This is a genomic window from Methylocaldum sp. GT1TLB (assembly GCF_051027445.1).
In the GTDB taxonomy this organism is placed as follows: Bacteria; Pseudomonadota; Gammaproteobacteria; order Methylococcales; family Methylococcaceae; genus Methylocaldum.
Genome location: NZ_CP194898.1, coordinates 4,392,233 through 4,411,951, shown reverse-complemented (window position 1 = coordinate 4,411,951; position 19,719 = coordinate 4,392,233). Strand labels below are relative to the sequence as shown.

The window sequence follows — 19,719 nt, the reverse complement described above, 5'->3', positions numbered from 1 at the left end:
CATGAAGCCGGAAACCAGAAGAAGCGGGGTGGCCCCGATGGCCCTCTGGGTGCCGTTCGTGGCGTTCGTCACATTGGCTGGGCTGGTCTCGGCAGAGTCTTTCGCCGCGCCCGAGGGCTGGATCGACCAGCGCGCCAAGCTCGTCTCGCCGGAATCGGCCGAACGCGTGGTCGCAAAACGCGAACAGACCCTGGCGCAGGAGCGCGACCGGCAGGCTGAGCGGCAACACCTATTGGGCGCGACCGCCGCGCCCCGCGCGGCCGCGGAGATCACCGCGGCGGCGGAGGGCCTGGTGTCGGCCGCCACCGAGTTCAGCCAGCTGGCGGCGGCCCTGGACAACGATTCGCGCCGCATTTACCAGTTCGTCCGCAATCATTTCGCCTACGTGCCGTATTACGGCGCGCTGAAAGGCCCCTACCTCACGCTGAAGGAACGCAGCGGCAACGATTTCGACCAGGCCGCCCTGCTGGTGGCGCTGCTCCGGGCCGCCGGGTTCACCGCCCAGTTCCAGTACGGCAGCATGACCATCCCGGTGTCGGCCGCCGATGGCCTGGACCTGGCCCATTGGCTGGGCACCGAGGCCAATGCCGGTGTGATCGGCACGATGATCGCCACCGGCGGCATTCCGGCCGTCAACCACGGGACCAGCTTCACGCTGGATCGGGTCTGGGTGGTGGCGACGATCAACGGCAACACGGTCGCCCTGGACCCGGCGTTCAAACCGAGCGACAAGCTGGCGGGCATCGATCTGGCGGCCGCCATGGGCTACGACCCGGCGGCGTTACTGAGCGCGGCCGGCGGCATCACCGGCAGCCATTCCATCCAGAGCCTCGATGCCGGCGCCCTCGGCAACGCGCTGAATACGCTGACCACGCAACTGGCCGCGCATCTCCAGCAAAACTACCCTAATGCGCGGGTCCGCGACATCGTCGGCGGTTTGAGCATCCTCCCAGACGACAGCGCGAGCCTGCCGGCTGCGCTGCCGTTTCCCGGCACCCCGACTCAAAGCCCCTGGACCGACATTCCCTCCGGCTACATCCACACCGTCCGCCTGCAACACGGCGGCCTCGATACGACGCTGAACATCCCCGAGATCGCCGGGAAAAAACTGAGTCTCAGCTATGCCGGCGACAGTGCCACGATCGATCCGCCGCCGGCCGGCGCGACCGATTTCGGCACGGTGGCGCCGGGCCAGGACGGGCCGACGTTTACCTGGACGCCCGGCAATCCCAATTCGGTGGTCATCCAGGTCACCAGCACGATCACCGGCACCGGCGCCGGCGCCTTCCAATTCGTTTCGGGCGGCGGCACGCAGAACATTCCGGCCAACGGCAGCGTCCAGGTCAAGGTCAAGTTCACCGGCGTCGGCCAGAGCGCGGGCCGCAAGAATGCCAGCCTGACCTTCAACTATACCTACCAGGGGAATTCCATCGGCTCGCAGACCGTGGCCTTGACCGGCGCCGTGGTCAGTACCCCCGTGGCCGAGCTGTATCTCGACGACACCCTGCTGCTGTCCGAGGGCACGCCCTCCGGCGACCTGACCCATCTGACCCTGACCGTCGACCACCCCTACAGCGCCAGCGTCAGCAACCCGTGCTTCACGGGTGCCCGTTTCGCGGACCAATGCGCGACCTTCACGTTGAAACGGACCGGCGCCTACGTGCTGGCCTCGGCCTTCGGCGGCGACCGCGACAGCAGCCTTTTGGCCGAGCGGCAACGCTACCTCGACCAGCTCACCCTGCACGGGGCGGCGAACGGCTCGCGCGAGGTGCTCTCGGAAACCCTCAACGTCATCGGCCTCGGCTGGATGCAGCAGACCCAGTTGGCGTCCGATCTGCTCGGCGCCGTGAGCGACCACCGGATCCTTCAGCATCACCGCTTCGGCATCGTCGGCCAGGAGGACGGCTACTTCATCGACGTCAAGGCCCAGTTCTCCCCGGTCCTGCCGCAAAGCAGCACCGCCGTATCGGGCGCCTTCCAGGCATCCGGCCTGATCGCCAGCGCGCTGGAACACGGCGTGCTGGAGCAATCGCAGGGCGCCGCGCAGGCGGCCCTGTCCACCGTCAAGATCTTCGCCCTCAACAACCAGAGCGGGCAGAAGTTCTTTCTGGCCAACAGCGGCAATTTCGGCAGTATTCAAGGCCAACTGAGCGGCTACAGCGCCAACGATCTCGCCGACCTGCAAACGGCCGTCAACGCCGGCGCCACGCTGATTCTGCCGCAAAACGGCCAGGTGGCGCTCAACGCCTGGCACGGCAAGGGCTACATCGATTACCGCGTGAGTGGCAGCCAGCGGAGCCTCGGGATGATCATCGGCGGCGGCCTGCAGGGCGGCTACGGCTCCTTTCTGGGGCCCGTGAGCACGCCGGCGGCGCAGGCGAGTTACGCCCCGGTGCAGGTGCCGCCGGGGAACGTCCCGACCCCCAAGGGCGCCGATCCGGTCGATCTGGGCTCGGGCGCCTACCTCAACCAGGCCGCGGATCTCCGCCTGGGCGGTGCAGGCGCGCGCGGCCTGAGCCTGGCCCGCTACTACAACAGCCAGCAGGTCAATCAGGCGAGCGCCGGCCTCGGCCGTGGCTGGACCCACGGCTATCATCTCCGCCTCAGCCGGCACAGCGACGTCAAGACTGCCCTGGGCCTCAGGAGCCCCCGGGATGCCGCCGCCCTCATCGTCGCCGCGGTTGTGACCCGCGACCTGATGGCGCCCACCCAGCCGAGTCTTCAAGCCTGGACCGTTGGCGCCCTGGTCGCGCAGTGGGCCACCGATCAACTCTTGGACACCAGCGTCAGCGTGCGTCTCGGCGACCGATCCTTGAGCTACCGGCAGCTGCCGGACGGCAGCTACGTGGCGCCGCCGGGCGTCACCACCCAGCTGGTCCAGCTGGCCGACGGCACCTTTGAACTCAGGGAGCGCTTCGGCACCGTGCTGGCCTTCGACGCTCAAAACCGAATCCAGCGGCTGACCGACGTCGACGGCAATACCTTAAGCTTCACCTATGACGGCAACGATCGGCTGACCCAGGTCAAGGACGCTTACAACCGCACCTTGACCCTGACCTACACGAACGGCCGGCTCACCCAGGTGGCCGACAACCAGGGCCGGAGCGTCAGCTACAGCTACACCGGCGACGACCTGACCCAATTCCGCGATGCCGAGAACCAGCTGTGGCAATACGGCTATGACGCCAATCACCAGATTGTGACGGTGACCGATCCGGTCAACAGCGTCATCGTCAGCAACGTCTACGACGACCACCACCGGGTCATCCAGCAGACCTCTCCGCGGCAGACCGGCTCCGCGCTGTACCGATTCCACTACACCGGCCGGTCGTCGGCCGAGGAAGACCCCGAGGGCCATCGCACCACCTACACCTATGACGACACCGGCCGCACGATCGCCGTCGAAAACGCCCTGGGCCAGATCGTTCGGACCCGCTACGACGGCCAGGGTCATGTCGTCCAACAGACCGATCCCCTGGGCCAGGTCACCCAGCACGGCTACGACGGCCAGCACAACCGGGTCCAGACGGTCAACGCCCTGAACCAGGCCACCGGCTCCACCTACGATGCCCAGCAGCGACTGATCCGGGTCACCGACGCCCTCGGCCACGCGGCCGAGATCGACTACGATGCCGAGCACCACCCGATCGCCGCGCGCAATGCGCTCAATCAACAGAGCGCCACCGCCTATACCGCGGCCGGCTTGGTACAAAGCCGCACCGACGCCAAGAACGCCGTCACCCACTACACCTACGACGGCAACGGCCATCCGGCCACCGCGAAGACCGGCACGCATCCTGCTGTCGCCACCCAGTACGACGCCATCGGCCGGCTCTTAAGCCTCACCGACCCGGCCGGGGCCGTCACCCAATTCCAGTACGACAAACGGAGTCTGCTCATCCAGCGCACCGATCCCTTAGGGAAGCTCAACACCTCGGGGTACGACAACGCCGGGCGTCTCAATAGCCACACCGACCGCAACGGCGATACCGTCACGACGAGCTACACCCCAAGCGGCCAGCTCGCCCAGATCGTCTACCCCGGCAACCAGACGGTCAGCTTCACCTATGACGCGCTGGACCGCCTGACCGGCATGACCGATCCGAGCGGGACGACCAGCAACACCTATGATGCCGCCGGCCGCCTCACCGCCCACACCGACCCCAACGGCTTTACGGTCCAGTACCAATACGACGCCGCCGGCAACCTCACCACGCTCACCTATCCCGGCAACCAGACCGTGAGCTATACCTACGATGCCTTGAACCGGCTGCAGACCGTCACCCTCGACGGGCTCAACCAGACCGAAAGCTATGCCTACGACGCCGCCGGCCGGCTGACCCAAGTCAGCCGTTTCAACGGCAGCCAGACGACCTACGGCTACGACGATGCCGACCGCCTGACCCAACTGACCCACACCGCCAACGCCCAGACCCTGGCCGGCTATCAATACACCCTCGACGCCAACGGCAACCGCACGAAGGCCCTGGTGACCGAACCCAGGCTCCCGGAACAGCTCATCAATCTCACCCGGACCTACAGCTACAACACGCCCAAGACCCGGCTGACCGGCACCCAGCTCGACGGCGCCGCCACCCCCTACAGCTACGACTTTGAGGGCCAGCTGCAAAGCAACGGCGCCGCCACCTTCAGCTTCGACCCCGCCCACCGCCTGACCGGCCGCGGCACCACGAGCTACACCTACGACGGGGTCGGCAACCGGATCAAGGCCACCCGCAACGGCACCGTCACGAAATACGTCTACGACGCCGCGGGCAATCTCCTGGCCGAGGCCGACCAAAACAACACCATCAAACGGTACTACATCCACGGCCTCGGGCTCACCGCCCTGGTCGAGGCCCAAACCAACGCCCTCTACGTCTACCACTTCGACGGCACCGGCCACACGGTGGCGCTCAGCAACGCCGGGCAACAGACGGTCAACACCTATGCCTACGATCCTTACGGCCGCTTGATGGCGACGACCGAGACCGTTCCTCAGCCGTTCCAGTACGCGGGGCAGGTCGGGGTGATGGCCGAGGGCGACAACCTGTACTACATGCGGGCGCGGTATTACGATGCCCACATCGGCCGGTTCATCTCCGAAGACCCCATCGGCTTTGAAGGGGGCTTGAACCTGTATGCCTATGTCGGGGGGAATCCGGTTACCCTGGTCGATCCGAGCGGGCTAAGTCCCTCCGAAGGAGCGCGCCTATCGCAAGCTCAAATCGTTCAATTTCAAAAAGATGCTTTTGATATTGCTATAGGCTTTGCCTTACCGACTAGTAAAGTTAGCAATCTGCTTAATGGATTGGCTAAGGGAGCATCGTCACTTTATTATGACGTGACTCGTGCGGGTAGTCGTTACGCGAATCGAGCAACCGACGTAACGAAGTCGGAGTTTGAGAAAAATCTCATCGATTCGGGTTTCACGCGATCTGTGAGCAAGGATGGCAAAGCCATCATCCTTGAGAAGGATGGTGCGAAATACATTTTGCGCGACGGAGCTAAGTCAACCGGCAGCCCAACTGCGGATTATTACAAGCCCGGCAGCAGTTCTATTGATCTAAAAATTCGACTTGAACAGGGAGCGCCGTGATGCTGACCAGTACGTTTATCGCGGATGATCAAACCTTTGCAGCGTACAAGGCGGAGGTCGAAAAGTGTTGTCGGATAGAAGCGAGACTTCCCGAGCAAGTTTTTCGTGAGGGGTTCAGTCGTTTCGCTTTTGAAGAGTTTGATTGGGCAATGTCTGCGACGTTTTGGCCTGCAATTCAGGCCCTCTGCCGTTCTTGTGGTGATGTTTCGTTGCTCGTAGCAGTTCTCGACCCCGATCCAACAGATTACTACAAGAATGAGTTTGGCTTCTTCAATTGGGCAGTGCTTCCGGTGTCTGCGTCAGCTGACGAATATTGGAATTTGCTTAACCAGTACCCTGACGAGAGCCCAGCCGACTCCTTGTTAGCAAACTCCGAGAAGGTTGTGTGGCTGGCACAGTCAGGGAAATGGGCAGTCTGGGGTGAGCGTAGCTTGGAAGTTTGCATCTTAGGTTGCCGAGAGTCTGTGCAACATGGCTTAGGGCATGATGTCGAATGGGCTCTGAAAACTGCCATGCCAAACTGTTTTCGTGAACGGGTTGTTCCACCAGAATATGCAGAACGCCTTCGGCAAAATTACGGCGCATTAGCGTGAACTAACATGTGAGATGCGCCAATGCAAATGTGTGTAATGCTGCCGACATAAAGAGGTGCATCATTCCAGAATACACCGGTTGGTCATGACGACACCGAAAACAAAACCCGGCAATATGGCTACGACGTGAAGCCCGCGTAGGCTGGGTTGAGGCACGAAACCCAGCGTTTCACGGCTCGGCTGTGCCGGGTTTTCGCAAAGCTCCAACCCAGCCTACGGACTGATGGCGGCGACCGAAACGGTTCCCCAGCCGTTCCAGTACGCGGGGCAGGTCGCGGTGATGGCCGAGGGCCAGAACCTGTACTACATGCGGGCGCGGTATTACGATGCGGCGGTCGGGCGGTTTATCAGCGAAGACCCCATCGGCTTCGACGGCGGACTGAACCTGTATGCCTATGTCGGGGGGAATCCCATCAATCTGGTGGACCCAAGCGGGTTGGCGGCCACGGAATGCAATGGCTGCGCGATTTCGACGGTTGGCCCCTTTGATCTGATTGGCGGCGGTGCCGCAGCGGCCAAGCTCCTGTATAGCGGCGGCAGGAGTTTGTTGGGAATTCTGGGCGGAGCTGCGGCGAAGCACTTAGACGATGTTGCGAGGGGTGTAGATCCTAACAAGTTGAAGCATATTTTTGGGCAAGAACGACACAATTTGAGCGGTGTGGTAAACCAGTTTGGCTCACAACAGAAGGCTTTCAATGCTATCCAGCAGGCGACCGAATCCGCCGTTCGTTCTCAGGGGCTAACGGGAGTTTTTGAAACGACCGTAAAAGTTGGCACTGAAACCATTACCGTTCGAGGAAATATTGTTGATGGAGCTGTAAAGATTGGGACCGCGTTCGTGCCATGAAAAATGAACTATCTAGATTCGAGAAAGCAATACTCGAGAAGCTGCTTGATGGTGATTTTCCGTTATTCAATCAGCTACGACAGCAACTTGCACGGTGCACAGTAGTAAAGCGCGAGTTTACGGGATTTGGCTTCTATACGACCTTGGCCGTGCCTGAAGATGTGCGTCGCACAGTAGGGCTTGACGTTAAATTTGGTGATGTAATTGGAGAAATTCCAGATCTGCCGAGCGGGGCAGGTTTTCTGCTTTATGTTAAGGATGGAGTTCTTGATATGCTTGAAGGTTATAGTTATGACGAACCTTGGCCATCATCCATTGATAGCTTCAATCTGAAGTATGTGAAAGGAGAGCAGCGTGACTTGGTGACCATAGAGGAGAGTTTGTGGCAGAAGTTATAAGCCCCGTAGGCTGGATTGAGGCACGAAACCCAGCGTTTCAAGGCTCGGCTGGACCTTAACGTAGAATGGATTCATGGTGCTCCGTAGTCCATCAAAAGATGAAGTTAGGCTTCTTGAATTTCTGCTCTCGAAAGCTCAGATCGGTGTGCTGAGTGAAGATTGGCGGGCGAAACTAAGAGTTTCCGAGATGGAAGACGGCGGCATGGGGAGTTTACGACTGTTTCCTGACGGATCGCAGGTGGAAGATCGGAAATTTGGGAGACGGGCAAGTGAATGTCAATTTACGGACGAGGACGGCGTCGAGGTTCTTGCCTCACTGAATCTCGATCAGGACGGAAACCTCTATGAACTTGATATCTGGAAAACTGACTTTGGGAAACTGATTCGAATTCCAGCACAACTTGCATAAGCCACAAAGAAACATAACAAGGCAAGGTGCTCTTGTCGGTGGCCGAGGGCCAGAACCTGTACTACATGCGGGCGCGGTATTACGATGCGACGGTCGGGCGGTTCATCTCGGAGGACCCCATCGGTTTTGTGGGGGCTTGAACCTGTATGCCTATGTCGGGGGGAATCCGGTTACCCTGGTCGATCCGAGCGGACTCAGTCCCACTGAAGGAGCGCGCCTATCGCAAGCTCAAATCGTTCAATTTCAAAAAGATGCTTTTGATATTGCTATAGGCTTTGCAGCACCGATTAGCAAGGTTGGTAGCTTAGTTGGAAGGGTTGTCGCAAAAGATGGCGCTGAGATATTCGGCTTTACTAGACATGGGATAGACAGGGTGATAGGTGACGGCGGCAAGCGTGCTGGTACCAAGCCGGAGGCGATTCTAGACGCACTGAAAAATCCAACAAAGGTCAAGGAGGGGATAGATAGTCAAGGGCGACCATTCAAATTTTATCAAGGCGAGAACGCACGAGTTGTCGTCAATCCAGAAACAGGAAAGGTCGTCTCGACCAATCCGCTATCAGGAGCTGGTGCTAACTGAAGGCTGAAACTATGACTTTAGAAACCGTGACAATTGAGTTGTCTCGTACCGAGATGGATTATCTTTGCAGCGCCGGCTTCCTGGAGTCGCAGCAGATCGATACTTTGCGAGCGGTAGCGCAATCCAGTGACGTTGGCGTGGTTCTGAGGCTCCCACGTGATTCGGTGGAAGAGTTTCGAGATGCGTTTACCGAGCAGCTTGCTAAGGTTGGTTTCGATGAGAATTACGACCTGACACCGGAGGGAAAAATGCTTGAAGATCTGATTGATCGCTTTTTTTTGGCTTGATCTCTTGTTCCAAAGGAAGCAGCGGAAGGAATTGGATTTACTCGCCGCCAGTTTTAACATGGACTTAAACATGCGGATGGCTTTGGAGCTCGCGTAGGCTGGGTTAAGGCACGAACCCAGCGTTTCAAGGCTCGGCTGTGCCGGGTTTTCGCAAAGCGCCAACCCAGCCTGCGGGCTCTACGTCTACCACTTCGATGGCACCGGCCACACCGTGGCGCTGACCAACGCCAGCAAACAAGTCGTCAACACCTATGCCTACGACCCCTACGGCCGGTTGATGGCGCAGACCGAAACGGTTCCTCAGCCGTTCCAGTACGCGGGGCAGGTCGGGGTGATGGCCGAGGGCCAGAACCTGTACTACATGCGCGCCCGGTATTACGATGCCAGTGTCGGGCGGTTTATCTCGGAAGACCCCATCGGCTTCGACGGCGGACTCAACCTGTATGCCTATGTCGGGGGGAATCCGATCAGCCTGGTGGATCCGACTGGGCTTGTCACAGTTGACAATACTTTCGAGGCTCTTAGTTACTACCTAACTGGAAACGGAGCCCCGGCCGATTTAGGGCAGAATACCCAAACGCTAATAAAAAATAGCCCTGAGCAACTTTACCGTTTGAACAGGATACAAACAGGAGCAACTTCTAGTTTATCTGGGAACTATCAGGTTGATATGACATGGTCGGTATATCACGTAGGAAAAACGCCCGTAGATTATAATACCGTATGTAGCGGCAATTCCTGCACCACAACTTTTACAGCGGGCGTTAGAGATGGTTTTTGGGATCCTACGCAATTCTCATCCGATGGAGCTGGTCCTCGTGGGGAGTTTGGAACCCCATACGCCTATGTCCCGTTTTCCTGGCAGGATACCTACAAAAATCCATATAAGTAGAGACGATGATAATTTTCTATCTAGTAATCGCAATCATAATCAGCGTTGCACTGTTCGGTTGCGTTTTTTTTTCAGGAAAGATTGCAAGATTTTATTTTATAGGCATTATTGCGCTACTTGGCTATATCGTCTCGCTAGAAAATCGGGCGGCATATTGTGGTTTAACGTGGTCATATTCGCCCGTGCCGGCGCTACCATATGGCGTTAAACCTGATTGGGAAAACGGGGTTATTTGGCTTGTAGATTCTGACGGCTTTGGATTGCTTACTCCATATTTAGGATTGTCTCCGCGGGATCCACGACTGCCCTCTCCATCTGAGTATAAGTTGAAAACTCTAAACGGGGAGGAAGTAAGAGTGAACAGAATTCTGGCATATAGCTATGATCCCGCCAGGGTTTATGTCAAAGTCGCGACAAGTCATCCTTCAGTTGAATACGCCATAATAGATCAGCCGAATCCAACTAGAAATAAGATTAGGTTATTTAGTGAAAGCGAACTTACCGAGTACTTGGACGGCTTCTTCCCTAATGATATATCTTGGATTTTTGTTGGCACTAAGGATTGTGGGTCTGTCAATTTTCAGAGATTTATTGCCTATTTTGCCGTAGTAGCTTTTGGTTTATATGGCTTGCAAACAATTAGGCCAAAGACCAAAAATACAGCCCCTAAAAACGACCGCATGCCGTAGCCAACGCGTTATACAGAACTAACCACAACCCCGAGATGATCATCGGCGGCGGCTTACAGGACAGCTACGGCTTTTACCACCTGATCGGCCCGAGGTACCACAAGCTTACACCTACGACGGGATCGGCAATCGGATCAAGGCAACAAGGAATGGCACCGTCACGAAATACGTCTACGACGCGGTGGGCAATCTTTTGGCCGAAGCCAACGCCAGCAACCAGATCACCCGGTATTACATCTATGGGCTGGGTCTGACGGCGCTGATCGAGGCCCAAACCAACGCCCTTTACGTCTACCACTTCGACGGCACCGGGCACACCGTGGCGCTCACCGACGCCAGCCAAGAGACGGTCAACACCTACGCCTACGACCCCTACGGCCGGCTGATGGCGCAGACCGAAACGGTTCCACAGCCGTTCCAATACGCCGGCCAGGTCGGGGTGATGGCCGAGGGCCAGAACCTGTACTACATGCGGGCGCGGTATTACGATGCCAGTGTCGGGCGGTTCATCTCGGAAGACCCCATCGGCTTCGAGGGCGGACTGAACCTGTATGCCTATGTCGGGGGGGAATCCGATTACCTTGGTGGATCCGAGCGGACTCAGTCCCACTGAAGGAGCGCGCATATCGCAAGCCCAAATCGTTCAGTTTCAACAGGAGGCGTTGGACATTGCGATTGGCTTTGCCTTACCGACAAGTAAGGTTGGCAATTTACTTAACGGGCTGGCAAAGGGGATAGTAGCTAAGACTGGATTGAAGGTAGAGGGCTTTACAGGACATGGGGTTGATCGTGCAATAGGAAATGGTAGTGACCGAGCAGGGGTTTCGCCACAGGGAATCTTGGATGCATTGAAAAACCCATTGAAGATCGGTGATGTGAAAATCGATCAACTAGGTCGGCAAAGTCAACGGTTTATAGGTGAGATGGGTGAAGTTGTTGTCAACCCACAGACAGGAAAAATAATATCTGTTAATCCAACATCTACGAGCAAAGCTGCTCGACTAAGAAGTCAGTTAGAGAGTTCCCCATGATTTCGCTAAGCTGCGAAGATGTTCGATATATGCTTGCAACGCTCGAACTAACACCTGAATTGCGTCAAGTATTAGAGCAACTGTCGGTGGAAGGAGGGGCAGTAAGTGAGGAGCAAGCAGACGAATTAAGGGATAGATGTAACGATAAGCTTGATGTCTGCGGTTACGATGAGAACTACGATCTGAATCAAGACGGTAAAAAGCTTGAGGCTTTGGTAGATAAGCTCTACGTTGGTTAAGAACGCGGGCATAAACCCTGCTGGAGCACTCCGATGACTTTGTCTAAAGCACTAGAGGCGGATCGGAACGGGCAGATTGAACGAGCTGCGGATGAATACGAAAGCGCGTTAGCTCACGATGCCAATGATTTAGTCGCAATAGTAAATCTTTTAGTGCTTTATTGGCAGTCAACCGACTATGGGTTTTCTTTGGCTCATCGGCTGTCTCAGCCCTTCATTGCAAATGCGGGCACCCGGCTGGCTCAGCTTCTAAACACAGCAAGGGAGCGATTCCCCGAGTGCCCCGAGGTGTTATTTTGGACGAGGTATATTGCCTGGGCTGATCGGGGTGATGCATTTGACCCAGACGAATGTCGAGTATTGCTCAAGCGATATCCAGATTACCTTGAACCGGCAATGGCGCTTTTTTCGTTAAGCCAAGGCAAAGAAGCAGCTGATATGGCAATCGAACTGTTAAACCGGTGCCGTGCCGATAATACAACCCGATCTCGCTACGTTGCGTCGGTTATCGAGGGTGTATTAAAGCGGAGGAAATTCACGCAGGTGTGAGTTCGATAGCGTCCATTGCCGTATTAAAGCAACTAACCGGACGGCGTTATCCTTGAGCTATCGGACGAACCTCTACAACCCCCTGTCCTTGGACAGCCCCAATGCGAGTCACCAGTCGCAGGCTTTACGCAACCGCATCGATGATTCCACCCCTGCGGAGTGCCAGTTCGCCGGTGACATCTGCGACGCCATTCAGGCTCCCGATCCATTTCTTCTTAGAGTCTTGCCATGACAACGCTTCGGTCTCACGAACGTTCAATGTATTCGCCTGGGTGGTTTCAACTGCTGCTCTTCCTCGGATGGTATGGGGCGTTCCACTACGCCTATTTCCAAATACCCGATGACGTGTTCAGAGAGCTGTATCACCGGGGATTGGGTACGCTTTGCGCGGACCTGATCAATCTGCTCGCGCCCACGGAACGGGTGTCGGCTGTTCAGAATCGGCTGGTGTCGCCACAGGCCGACCTGGAAATCGTCCGAGGCTGCGACGGCGCGGGCGCGTTGTTTCTGGTGATCTCGGCCATCTTGGCTTTCCCTTCTACGATCACGCGCAAATGGATCGGGATCGGCTTGGGCGTTTCGTTGATGTATGGCCTCAACCTGATCCGGATCAGCGGGCTGTATTTCGTCATCGCCCATTATCGCGACTGGTTCCAGTTGATCCACACCTATCTCGCGCCGACCTTGATCATCGTGATCGGTTGCCTGTTCTTCGCCGGGTGGGCGGCGGGCGCCTTGCGATCCGCCGATGCAGCGCGCTGATTGGCTCAAGCTCTCCGCGAAAGCCGTGGCGGCCTGGCTCGGATTGTCGGCCTTGGGAATCTATCTCAGCGCACCCTTGGCGGAACTGATGTTGCCGCTGTTCCGGTTCGTCATCCTGTCGGTTGCCCCCGAATACGCACCGTCGCTCAAACTGGTCGCGGACAATCACGATGTCCTCATCCAGCTCGAAGCCTGGCTGTTGCAGCCGTTGCCCTTGGGCGGCGGCCAACAGATTCCGGCGGGCCTGGCAGTAACGACCGGAACCCATCTGATGCATACCCTGGTTCCGGTGGTCATCGAAGGGTCCCTCCTGATGGCCTGGCCCACGCGGCGCTGGGTCGAACGCGCGGTGTTGCTGGTATTGGGTGTGCCGACGTCGATATTCATCGTCGGCCTCACCGGCCCTTTTGTATTGCTGGGAACGCTGGAAATCCAGCTTCAGGACATGGCGCAACAGGCCCATGTGGTGCGCAATGAACCCCTGACGTTGACGTGGATGATCTTTAACGAGATGGGTGGACGTTGGATGCTAGCCATAACCGCGGCCATCTTGTGCCTACAAGTACAAAGGGGACTATTCGGCAAAGTTGGGCACTCCACAGCGTGAGCGGCGGGTTTCCCTTTAATTTCCGGTCCATACACGGTCTCTCAAGAAATTTACTCGACTGTATCCTAAGGGCGCGTACTGCTCGCTCGAGTTTGAAGGAAGGGGACATTCGTGAACGACCGGTATCGGTCAAGACGAATGGTCGTTGAGGCCAAATTTCAGACGGTGAGAGCAACCTCTGTTTCTGGCCGTATAGGGCACTTCGGTGGCTATCGGAAATCCATCTGAACTCATGCTTGGCTCTATCGAGGCGGGCGCCAACGCGATTTTCAGTTCATTGCGATGCACCAGGATCGAGGTATTGTTGCCGAAGCCGCCTTTCGGCATGGTGTCCCGGTTGGGAAAGAACCGGTCGTAGGAGGCGAGTTTGAGTTGTTGGGGACTAGAAAGCGGCTTCGATCCAACTGATCTCGTCAGATCATGGCTCGCCAATAGTTTATCAAACCTTGTATATCATCCACATGATGGATAATATGCAAGGATGATTGCTCGCCGTATTCTGCCCATCGTAAGAGAAGCCCTGAGCGACCAGGCCGCCGTCGCCTTGATAGGCCCCCGCCAGGTCGGCAAGACCACCTTGGCCTTGACCCTGGCGCAGGAGCGTCCTTCCGTCTACCTGGATCTGGAGTCACGGGAAGACCGCGCCAAATTGACCGATCCGGAATTATTCCTGCGAAACGTCCGGGACCGCATGGTTGTTCTGGACGAGATCCATCGAATGCCGGATTTGTTCCAGAGCCTGCGCGGACTGATCGATGAGGGACGCCGCAGCGGCTATCGAACCGGGCGCTTCCTGATTCTGGGGTCTGCCTCCCTGAGCTTGCTCCGCCAATCCGGCGAGAGCTTGGCGGGCCGGATCGCTTACGTCAATATGGGGCCATTCGATATTCTGGAAACCTCGGCCGGCAATGGCGAAGACGTCGCTCGGTTATGGGTGCGGGGTGGATTTCCCAACAGCTTTCTCGCGGCGGACGATCGGAAAAGCTTGCGTTGGCGCAGGGATTTCATCCGTTCCTATCTGGAGCGGGAAATTCCGCTATTCGGTCCACGGGTACCGGCGGAGACCCTCGAGCGCCTGTGGACGATGTTGGCCTATGAGCAGGGCGACCTGTTGAATGCCTCGCGCCTTGCCACCTCCCTGATGATCAGCGCGCAAACCGTAACACGCTACATCGATTTACTGGTCGATCTGTTACTGATCCGCCGCCTGCGGCCGTTCCACGCCAATCTTGGCAAACGCCTGGTCAAGTCCCCAAAGGTGTATCTTCGAGACAGCGGCATAGCCCATGCCCTGCTGGGGTTGACGGACTATAACGCGCTCAGTGGCCATCCCGCTGTTGGCGCGAGTTGGGAAGGTTTTGTCATCGAAAATCTGCTCGCGGCTGCACCGGAGCAAACACTGCCAAGCTTTTACCGCACCGCCGTCGGCGCCGAGATCGATCTGCTACTGGAGATGCCGGGCCAAGGCCTGTGGGCTATCGAAATCAAGCGAGGTCTGTCTCCAAAGTTGGAAAAAGGCTTCCAGATCGCCTGCGATGATCTGCGGCCGGATCGACGTATTGTCGTGTATGGAGGTAGCGACCGCTATCCCATCAAGGCGGATGTTGAAGTGATCGGGCTCAGAGCTTTGGTGGAAATGCTCGCGGCACTTTGAGGCTCACGGCCCACGTCCCTGCCAATTTGCGCCGAACGCTCGCTTTCGGCCGAGACTTGCCCAATGGTGCGCGGGTACGTAAGACCGCTCGGAAGCCGCCATCGGGTCCACGTATGGTCGAACCGCAGGGGTTGGCACGAAGCACTCGCTCGGCCTCAAAGGAAGCGGACGCTCATGAATAAGCGGTATTGAGCGAGCCGAATGGCTGCTTCGGCCGAACTGCCGCCGGACAGATATATAGCGCGCCCAATGATTGCTTAACGGCCATTTCTACCGTTCGCGTTTGAGCATCAGCCAGCTAGAATGTCGACTTCACGAAGCCCTGTTCGAATTGTAAATTTGGTCAAGGGCGGACCTCAACGATCCAAATCTGAGTGACAGTTGTAAAAGGCATACCTGCCTTTCAAGTTGCCCTTAATCTGTCGCCCCCCCGTGAAACCTCGTTCTGCACTTTCGCGTGCTAAACTCAAATCGCTGACTCCATCGTTACACGGATGATACGGTCGATTTTGGCGTCGACGTTTTCCGCTTCCGCCCTGATGGATGGATGTGATCATGCCCCTCACCATGGAAGCTCTTCATGCTCCTGACCCTCACCAACACCCAGTCGCCCGCAACGGATCTGGGATTTCTGCTGCATAAGCATCCGGACAGGGTGCAGACGTTTTCCCTCAGCTTCGGCGAGGCCCACGTGTTTTATCCAGAGGCATCACCCGACCGCTGCACCGCGTGCTTGTTGGTGGCGGTCGATCCGGTGGGGCTGGTGCGGGGCAAGACGCAGGCAAGCCGCGGGCTGCTGGACCAATACGTCAACGATCGCCCCTATACCGCTTCTTCATTCCTGTCGGTGGCCATCGGCGAGGTGTATTCCTCGGCCTTGCAGGGCCGCTGCAATGCCCGGCCGGACCTGGTGGAGCAACGGTTATCGCTGAATGTAAAGCTGCCTGCCGTATCGGTCCGGGGAGAAACCGGATTGATTCACGCTCTATTCGAGCCGCTCGGCTATGAGGTGGAAGCGACCCGATTGCCCCTCGACGAACATTTCCCGGAGTGGGGGGACAGTCCTTATGTGGCGCTGACCCTTGCCGCCTGCACGACCGTCAAGAACGTCCTGTCGCATTTGTATGTGCTGCTGCCGGTCCTGGACGACACGAAGCATTACTGGGTCGGTCAGGATGAGCTGGAAAAACTGCTGCGCCATGGTGCAAGCTGGCTGGCCACGCACCCGGAGAAGGAACTGATCGCCCGCCGCTATCTGCGTCACCAGCGCAGCCTGGCTCTGGAAGCCCTTTCCCGACTCGATGTGCCCGAAGAGGACGACGGCATCGAACCGAATGGTCCGGTCACGGAGGTTGGAAATATGGCGGTGAACGATATGGCCTTCATCACTTCGGAAGAGGCGGCGGTCGAGTCCCCCCTGTCCCTCAATGAGGCTCGTATTCGCGCCGTGTTGGAGGTTCTGCATGCTGCCGAAGCAGAGTCCGTGGTCGATTTGGGATGTGGCGAGGCGAAGTTGCTATCCCGGTTGTTGAAGGACAGTCGCATCGGCCGACTGGTCGGCCTCGACGTGTCGATCCGCGCGTTGGAAATCGCCGCGAAGCGTCTGAACCTGGACCGGTTGCCGCCGCGGGTACGGGATCGGATTACGCTGCTTCACGGCGGGCTGACTTACCGAGATGCGCGCATCGAAGGGTTCGATGCCGCCTTGGCCATCGAAGTGATCGAGCACTTGGACTTGGGGCGTCTGGCAGCTTTCGAGAAAGTGCTGTTCGGCTGTGCCCGGCCGCGCATCGCCATCGTGACCACGCCTAACGTGGAATACAACATCCGCTACGAAACCCTCCCGGCGGGACGATTGCGCCATCACGACCATCGGTTCGAGTGGACGCGGACGGAGTTCCAGTCCTGGGGCCGGCGCGTGGCCGACCATCATGGCTATCAAGTGCGTTTCCAACCTATCGGCGAGATCGACCCCGAGTTGGGTGCACCGACGCAAATGGCTGTGTTCGAGCGGGAGGCGGCATGAAGATCACGCTTCCCGAATTGTCCCTGGTGGTGTTGATCGGTCCAAGCGGATCCGGTAAATCCACCTTCGCCCGGAAGCATTTTCTGTCCACCGAGGTGATTTCATCGGATTACTGCCGGGGTTTGGTGGCCGACGATGAAAACGACCAGTCGGCGACCGGCGATGCCTTCGACATCCTTCATTACGTGGTCGGCAAACGCCTGAAAAGGGGACGTCTCGCGGTCGTGGACGCCACCAACGTCCGGGCCGAGGATCGCAAGCCTCTGGTGGTGCTCGCTAGGGAATACCACTGCTTGCCCGTGGCCATCGTCATGGCCATGCAGGAGCATGTCTGCCATGAGCGCAACGCCGAACGGCCGGACCGGTCGTTCGGTCCCCACGTCGTCCGCAATCAGGCCGCCGCCCTGAACCGCTCGCTGCGCGGATTGGAACGGGAAGGCTTCCGCTACGTGTACCGGCTGCGCACTCCAGAAGAGGCCGACAGCGTGGAGATTCACCGTCAACCCCTGTGGAACAACCGCAAGACCGAGACGGGACCGTTCGACATCATCGGCGACGTGCATGGCTGTTACGACGAACTGGTGCAGCTGCTCACCCGCTTGGGTTACGAAGTGCGCCGCGACGGCGACAATATCGCCGTATTTCATCCGCAAGGACGCAAGCTGGTTTTTGTCGGAGATCTGGTGGATCGCGGCCCCAACATCCCCGACGTATTGCGGTTGGCGATGGGGGCGGTGGAAAACGGCAACGGCTACTGCGTAGTCGGCAATCACGACTTGAAGCTGGCCAGGGCGTTGCGCGGCCGTCAGGTCCAGAAGACCCATGGCCTGGCTGAATCGCTGGCACAACTGGAAAGCGAAACTCCGGAATTCCGGGACACGGTCGCAAAATTCCTGGACGGCCTGGTCAGCCATTACGTATTTGACGGGGGCAAGCTGGCGGTTGCCCACGCCGGTCTTCCCGAAACCATGCACGGCCGTGGGTCCGGCAAGGTTCGCGAGTTCGCCCTGTACGGCGAGACCACCGGCGAAACCGACGAATATGGACTACCCGTCCGTTACAACTGGGCAGCCGATTACCGCGGACGTGCCGCCGTGGTGTACGGGCATACACCGGTACCGCGCGCCGAATGGTTCAACAACACCTTGTGCCTGGACACCGGGTGCGTGTTCGGCGGCGAACTGACGGCCCTGCGCTGGCCGGAAAAGGAACTGGTCGCCGCGCCGGCGATGGCCACCTACTACGAACCGGTTCGCCCGCTGCTTTCGGCTCAGACCGAAACACTTTCACTGCAACAGGCGGCTGACGATTTGCTCGATTACGCCGACGTGTCCGGCAAACGCATTCTCCATCCGCGGTTAGGACATACCGTTACGACTCGCCCCGAAAACGCCGCGGCGGCGTTGGAAGTCATGACCCGCTTCGCGGCGGACCCACGTTGGCTGGTCTATCTGCCGCCCACCATGTCTCCCTCGGAGACCAGCGAACTCGACGGCTTCCTGGAACATCCGCGCGAGGCATTGGACTATTATCGTAAGGCCGGTGTCGGTTCCGTCGTGTGCGAGGAGAAGCACATGGGTTCCCGTGCTGTCGTCGCGATTGCCCGGGATGAAGCGGCGGTCTTGCGCCGTTTCGGAGTGGCCGGCGAAGGCCGGGGTATCGTTTACACCCGCACCGGGCGGCGCTTCTTCAACGAGCCCGACTTGGAAAAGGGGGTACTCGATCGTCTGGGCGAAGCCTTGAGCGCTGCAGGATTCTGGGAAGAGTTCCAGACCGACTGGTTCATTCTCGATTGCGAACTGATGCCGTGGTCGCTCAAAGCCAAGGAATTGCTGACCCGGCAATACGGTGCCGTAGGGGCCGCCAGTAAGGCGATGTTGCGTCCGGCCCTGGAATGGATCGCCGCCGCCGAAACGCGGGGCCTCGACGTTTCGGCGTTACGAGACCGCTATACCGAACGAGCCCGCGATGCCCAGCGTTTCGTCGATGCCTACCGGCGCTGCTGCTGGCATGTCCATTCGCTGGACGACATTCGCCTCGCGCCCTTCCATCTGCTCGCCTCCGAAGGCAAAGTACACGCCGACCGCACCCATGTCTGGCACATGGAAACTTTACATCGCCTCTCCCGGCATGGCGACGGCTTCCTGCTCGCCACGCCGTTCCGGATCATCGATCTGAGCGACGACGCTGCCCGTGCAGGTCTGGAGGACTGGTGGCTCGGACTCACCGATGAAGGGGGCGAAGGCATCGTCGTCAAACCGGTGGACTTCATACCGAAGCTTTCCGGCAAACCGGTTCAGCCGGCACTGAAATGCCGCGGCCGGGATTACCTGCGCATTATCTATGGTCCGGAATATACCCAACCGGCCAATCTCCAGCGGCTACGCAGACGCGCCCTGTCCGGCAAACGGGCGCTGGCCGTCCGGGAGTTTGCATTGGGGCTGGAGGCTTTAGAACGCTTCGTCGCAGGAGAGCCGCTAAGGCGGGTACACGAATGCGTGTTCGGCGTGCTGGCGCTGGAGTCGGAACCGGTCGATCCGAGGCTTTAACTGGATCC

Annotated in this window: 20 protein-coding genes; 19 read left to right on the top strand and 1 reads right to left on the bottom strand. The window is 58.4% G+C overall.

Annotated elements, in window-relative coordinates:
- Position 1 precedes the first annotated feature (1 nt).
- From ACR2R1_RS19385 to ACR2R1_RS19310, 16 genes are all read left to right on the top strand, one after another.
- Positions 2-5,599 (top strand): RHS repeat domain-containing protein, encoded by a 5,598-nt coding sequence (locus tag ACR2R1_RS19385; protein ID WP_434111527.1) that lies wholly within the window; start codon positions 2-4, stop codon positions 5,597-5,599.
- On the top strand, positions 5,599-6,192 hold the full coding sequence (locus ACR2R1_RS19380) for a hypothetical protein (RefSeq protein ID WP_077732634.1): 594 nt from the start codon (positions 5,599-5,601) through the stop codon (positions 6,190-6,192). The genes ACR2R1_RS19385 and ACR2R1_RS19380 overlap by 1 nt, the downstream gene beginning before the upstream one ends.
- A 223-nt stretch (positions 6,193-6,415) precedes the next feature.
- A complete protein-coding gene (locus ACR2R1_RS19375; RefSeq protein ID WP_077732633.1) occupies positions 6,416-7,039 on the top strand; it encodes an RHS repeat-associated core domain-containing protein in 624 nt (207 codons plus the stop codon).
- Complete coding sequence (locus ACR2R1_RS19370; RefSeq protein ID WP_077732632.1) at positions 7,036-7,437, top strand: hypothetical protein; 402 nt, start codon at positions 7,036-7,038, stop codon at positions 7,435-7,437. The genes ACR2R1_RS19375 and ACR2R1_RS19370 overlap by 4 nt, the downstream gene beginning before the upstream one ends.
- 73 nt (positions 7,438-7,510) lie before the next feature.
- Positions 7,511-7,846 carry a DUF6984 family protein gene (locus tag ACR2R1_RS19365; RefSeq protein ID WP_077732631.1) on the top strand — a complete coding sequence of 112 codons (336 nt, stop codon included), beginning with the start codon at positions 7,511-7,513 and terminating at the stop codon, positions 7,844-7,846.
- Between the two features lie 26 nt (positions 7,847-7,872).
- Positions 7,873-7,986 carry an RHS repeat-associated core domain-containing protein gene (locus ACR2R1_RS19360; protein WP_434111524.1) on the top strand — a complete coding sequence of 38 codons (114 nt, stop codon included), beginning with the start codon at positions 7,873-7,875 and terminating at the stop codon, positions 7,984-7,986.
- Positions 7,983-8,426 carry a hypothetical protein gene (locus ACR2R1_RS19355; protein WP_434111522.1) on the top strand — a complete coding sequence of 148 codons (444 nt, stop codon included), beginning with the start codon at positions 7,983-7,985 and terminating at the stop codon, positions 8,424-8,426. The genes ACR2R1_RS19360 and ACR2R1_RS19355 overlap by 4 nt, the downstream gene beginning before the upstream one ends.
- Positions 8,427-8,437: 11 nt before the next feature.
- Complete coding sequence (locus ACR2R1_RS19350; RefSeq protein WP_434111520.1) at positions 8,438-8,713, top strand: hypothetical protein; 276 nt, start codon at positions 8,438-8,440, stop codon at positions 8,711-8,713.
- Between the two features lie 211 nt (positions 8,714-8,924).
- Positions 8,925-9,605, top strand: coding sequence for an RHS repeat-associated core domain-containing protein (locus ACR2R1_RS19345; protein WP_434111518.1), 681 nt, complete (start codon positions 8,925-8,927; stop codon positions 9,603-9,605).
- A gap of 5 nt (positions 9,606-9,610) precedes the next feature.
- The gene (locus ACR2R1_RS19340) at positions 9,611-10,294 is read left to right on the top strand and encodes a hypothetical protein (RefSeq protein ID WP_139841073.1); all 684 of its coding nucleotides are present in this window, start codon (positions 9,611-9,613) and stop codon (positions 10,292-10,294) included.
- Between the two features lie 181 nt (positions 10,295-10,475).
- Complete coding sequence (locus ACR2R1_RS19335) at positions 10,476-10,907, top strand: RHS repeat-associated core domain-containing protein (protein ID WP_086134223.1); 432 nt, start codon at positions 10,476-10,478, stop codon at positions 10,905-10,907.
- 49 nt (positions 10,908-10,956) lie between these two features.
- Positions 10,957-11,325: a hypothetical protein gene (locus tag ACR2R1_RS19330; protein ID WP_139841072.1), complete on the top strand. Its 369-nt coding sequence runs from the start codon at positions 10,957-10,959 to the stop codon at positions 11,323-11,325.
- The gene (locus ACR2R1_RS19325) at positions 11,322-11,564 is read left to right on the top strand and encodes a hypothetical protein (protein ID WP_139841071.1); all 243 of its coding nucleotides are present in this window, start codon (positions 11,322-11,324) and stop codon (positions 11,562-11,564) included. Before ACR2R1_RS19330 ends, ACR2R1_RS19325 begins: the two co-directional genes overlap by 4 nt.
- Positions 11,565-11,597: 33 nt before the next feature.
- Positions 11,598-12,113 carry a hypothetical protein gene (locus ACR2R1_RS19320; protein WP_086134221.1) on the top strand — a complete coding sequence of 172 codons (516 nt, stop codon included), beginning with the start codon at positions 11,598-11,600 and terminating at the stop codon, positions 12,111-12,113.
- A 258-nt stretch (positions 12,114-12,371) separates the two neighbouring features.
- The gene (gene xrtM, locus ACR2R1_RS19315) at positions 12,372-12,875 is read left to right on the top strand and encodes an exosortase family protein XrtM (protein WP_086134220.1); all 504 of its coding nucleotides are present in this window, start codon (positions 12,372-12,374) and stop codon (positions 12,873-12,875) included.
- Positions 12,862-13,482: a hypothetical protein gene (locus tag ACR2R1_RS19310; RefSeq protein WP_077732627.1), complete on the top strand. Its 621-nt coding sequence runs from the start codon at positions 12,862-12,864 to the stop codon at positions 13,480-13,482. The genes xrtM and ACR2R1_RS19310 overlap by 14 nt, the downstream gene beginning before the upstream one ends.
- A 129-nt stretch (positions 13,483-13,611) precedes the next feature.
- Here the strand turns inward: ACR2R1_RS19310 and ACR2R1_RS19305 are convergent, their stop codons facing one another.
- A complete protein-coding gene (locus tag ACR2R1_RS19305) occupies positions 13,612-13,914 on the bottom strand; it encodes a TOTE conflict system archaeo-eukaryotic primase domain-containing protein (protein WP_434111514.1) in 303 nt (100 codons plus the stop codon).
- Positions 13,915-13,963: 49 nt separating this feature from the next.
- Between ACR2R1_RS19305 and ACR2R1_RS19300 the strand changes: the two genes are divergently transcribed.
- The 3 genes from ACR2R1_RS19300 (at position 13,964) to ACR2R1_RS19290 (ending at position 19,711) form a co-directional block, all read left to right on the top strand.
- Positions 13,964-15,136, top strand: a complete 1,173-nt coding sequence (locus tag ACR2R1_RS19300) for an ATP-binding protein (protein WP_077732626.1) — start codon at positions 13,964-13,966, stop codon at positions 15,134-15,136.
- A gap of 580 nt (positions 15,137-15,716) precedes the next feature.
- Positions 15,717-17,162 carry a 3' terminal RNA ribose 2'-O-methyltransferase Hen1 gene (locus tag ACR2R1_RS19295; RefSeq protein WP_077732625.1) on the top strand — a complete coding sequence of 482 codons (1,446 nt, stop codon included), beginning with the start codon at positions 15,717-15,719 and terminating at the stop codon, positions 17,160-17,162.
- Positions 17,159-19,711, top strand: a complete 2,553-nt coding sequence (locus tag ACR2R1_RS19290; protein ID WP_434111511.1) for a polynucleotide kinase-phosphatase — start codon at positions 17,159-17,161, stop codon at positions 19,709-19,711. The genes ACR2R1_RS19295 and ACR2R1_RS19290 overlap by 4 nt, the downstream gene beginning before the upstream one ends.
- The last annotated feature ends 8 nt before the right edge of the window (positions 19,712-19,719 follow it).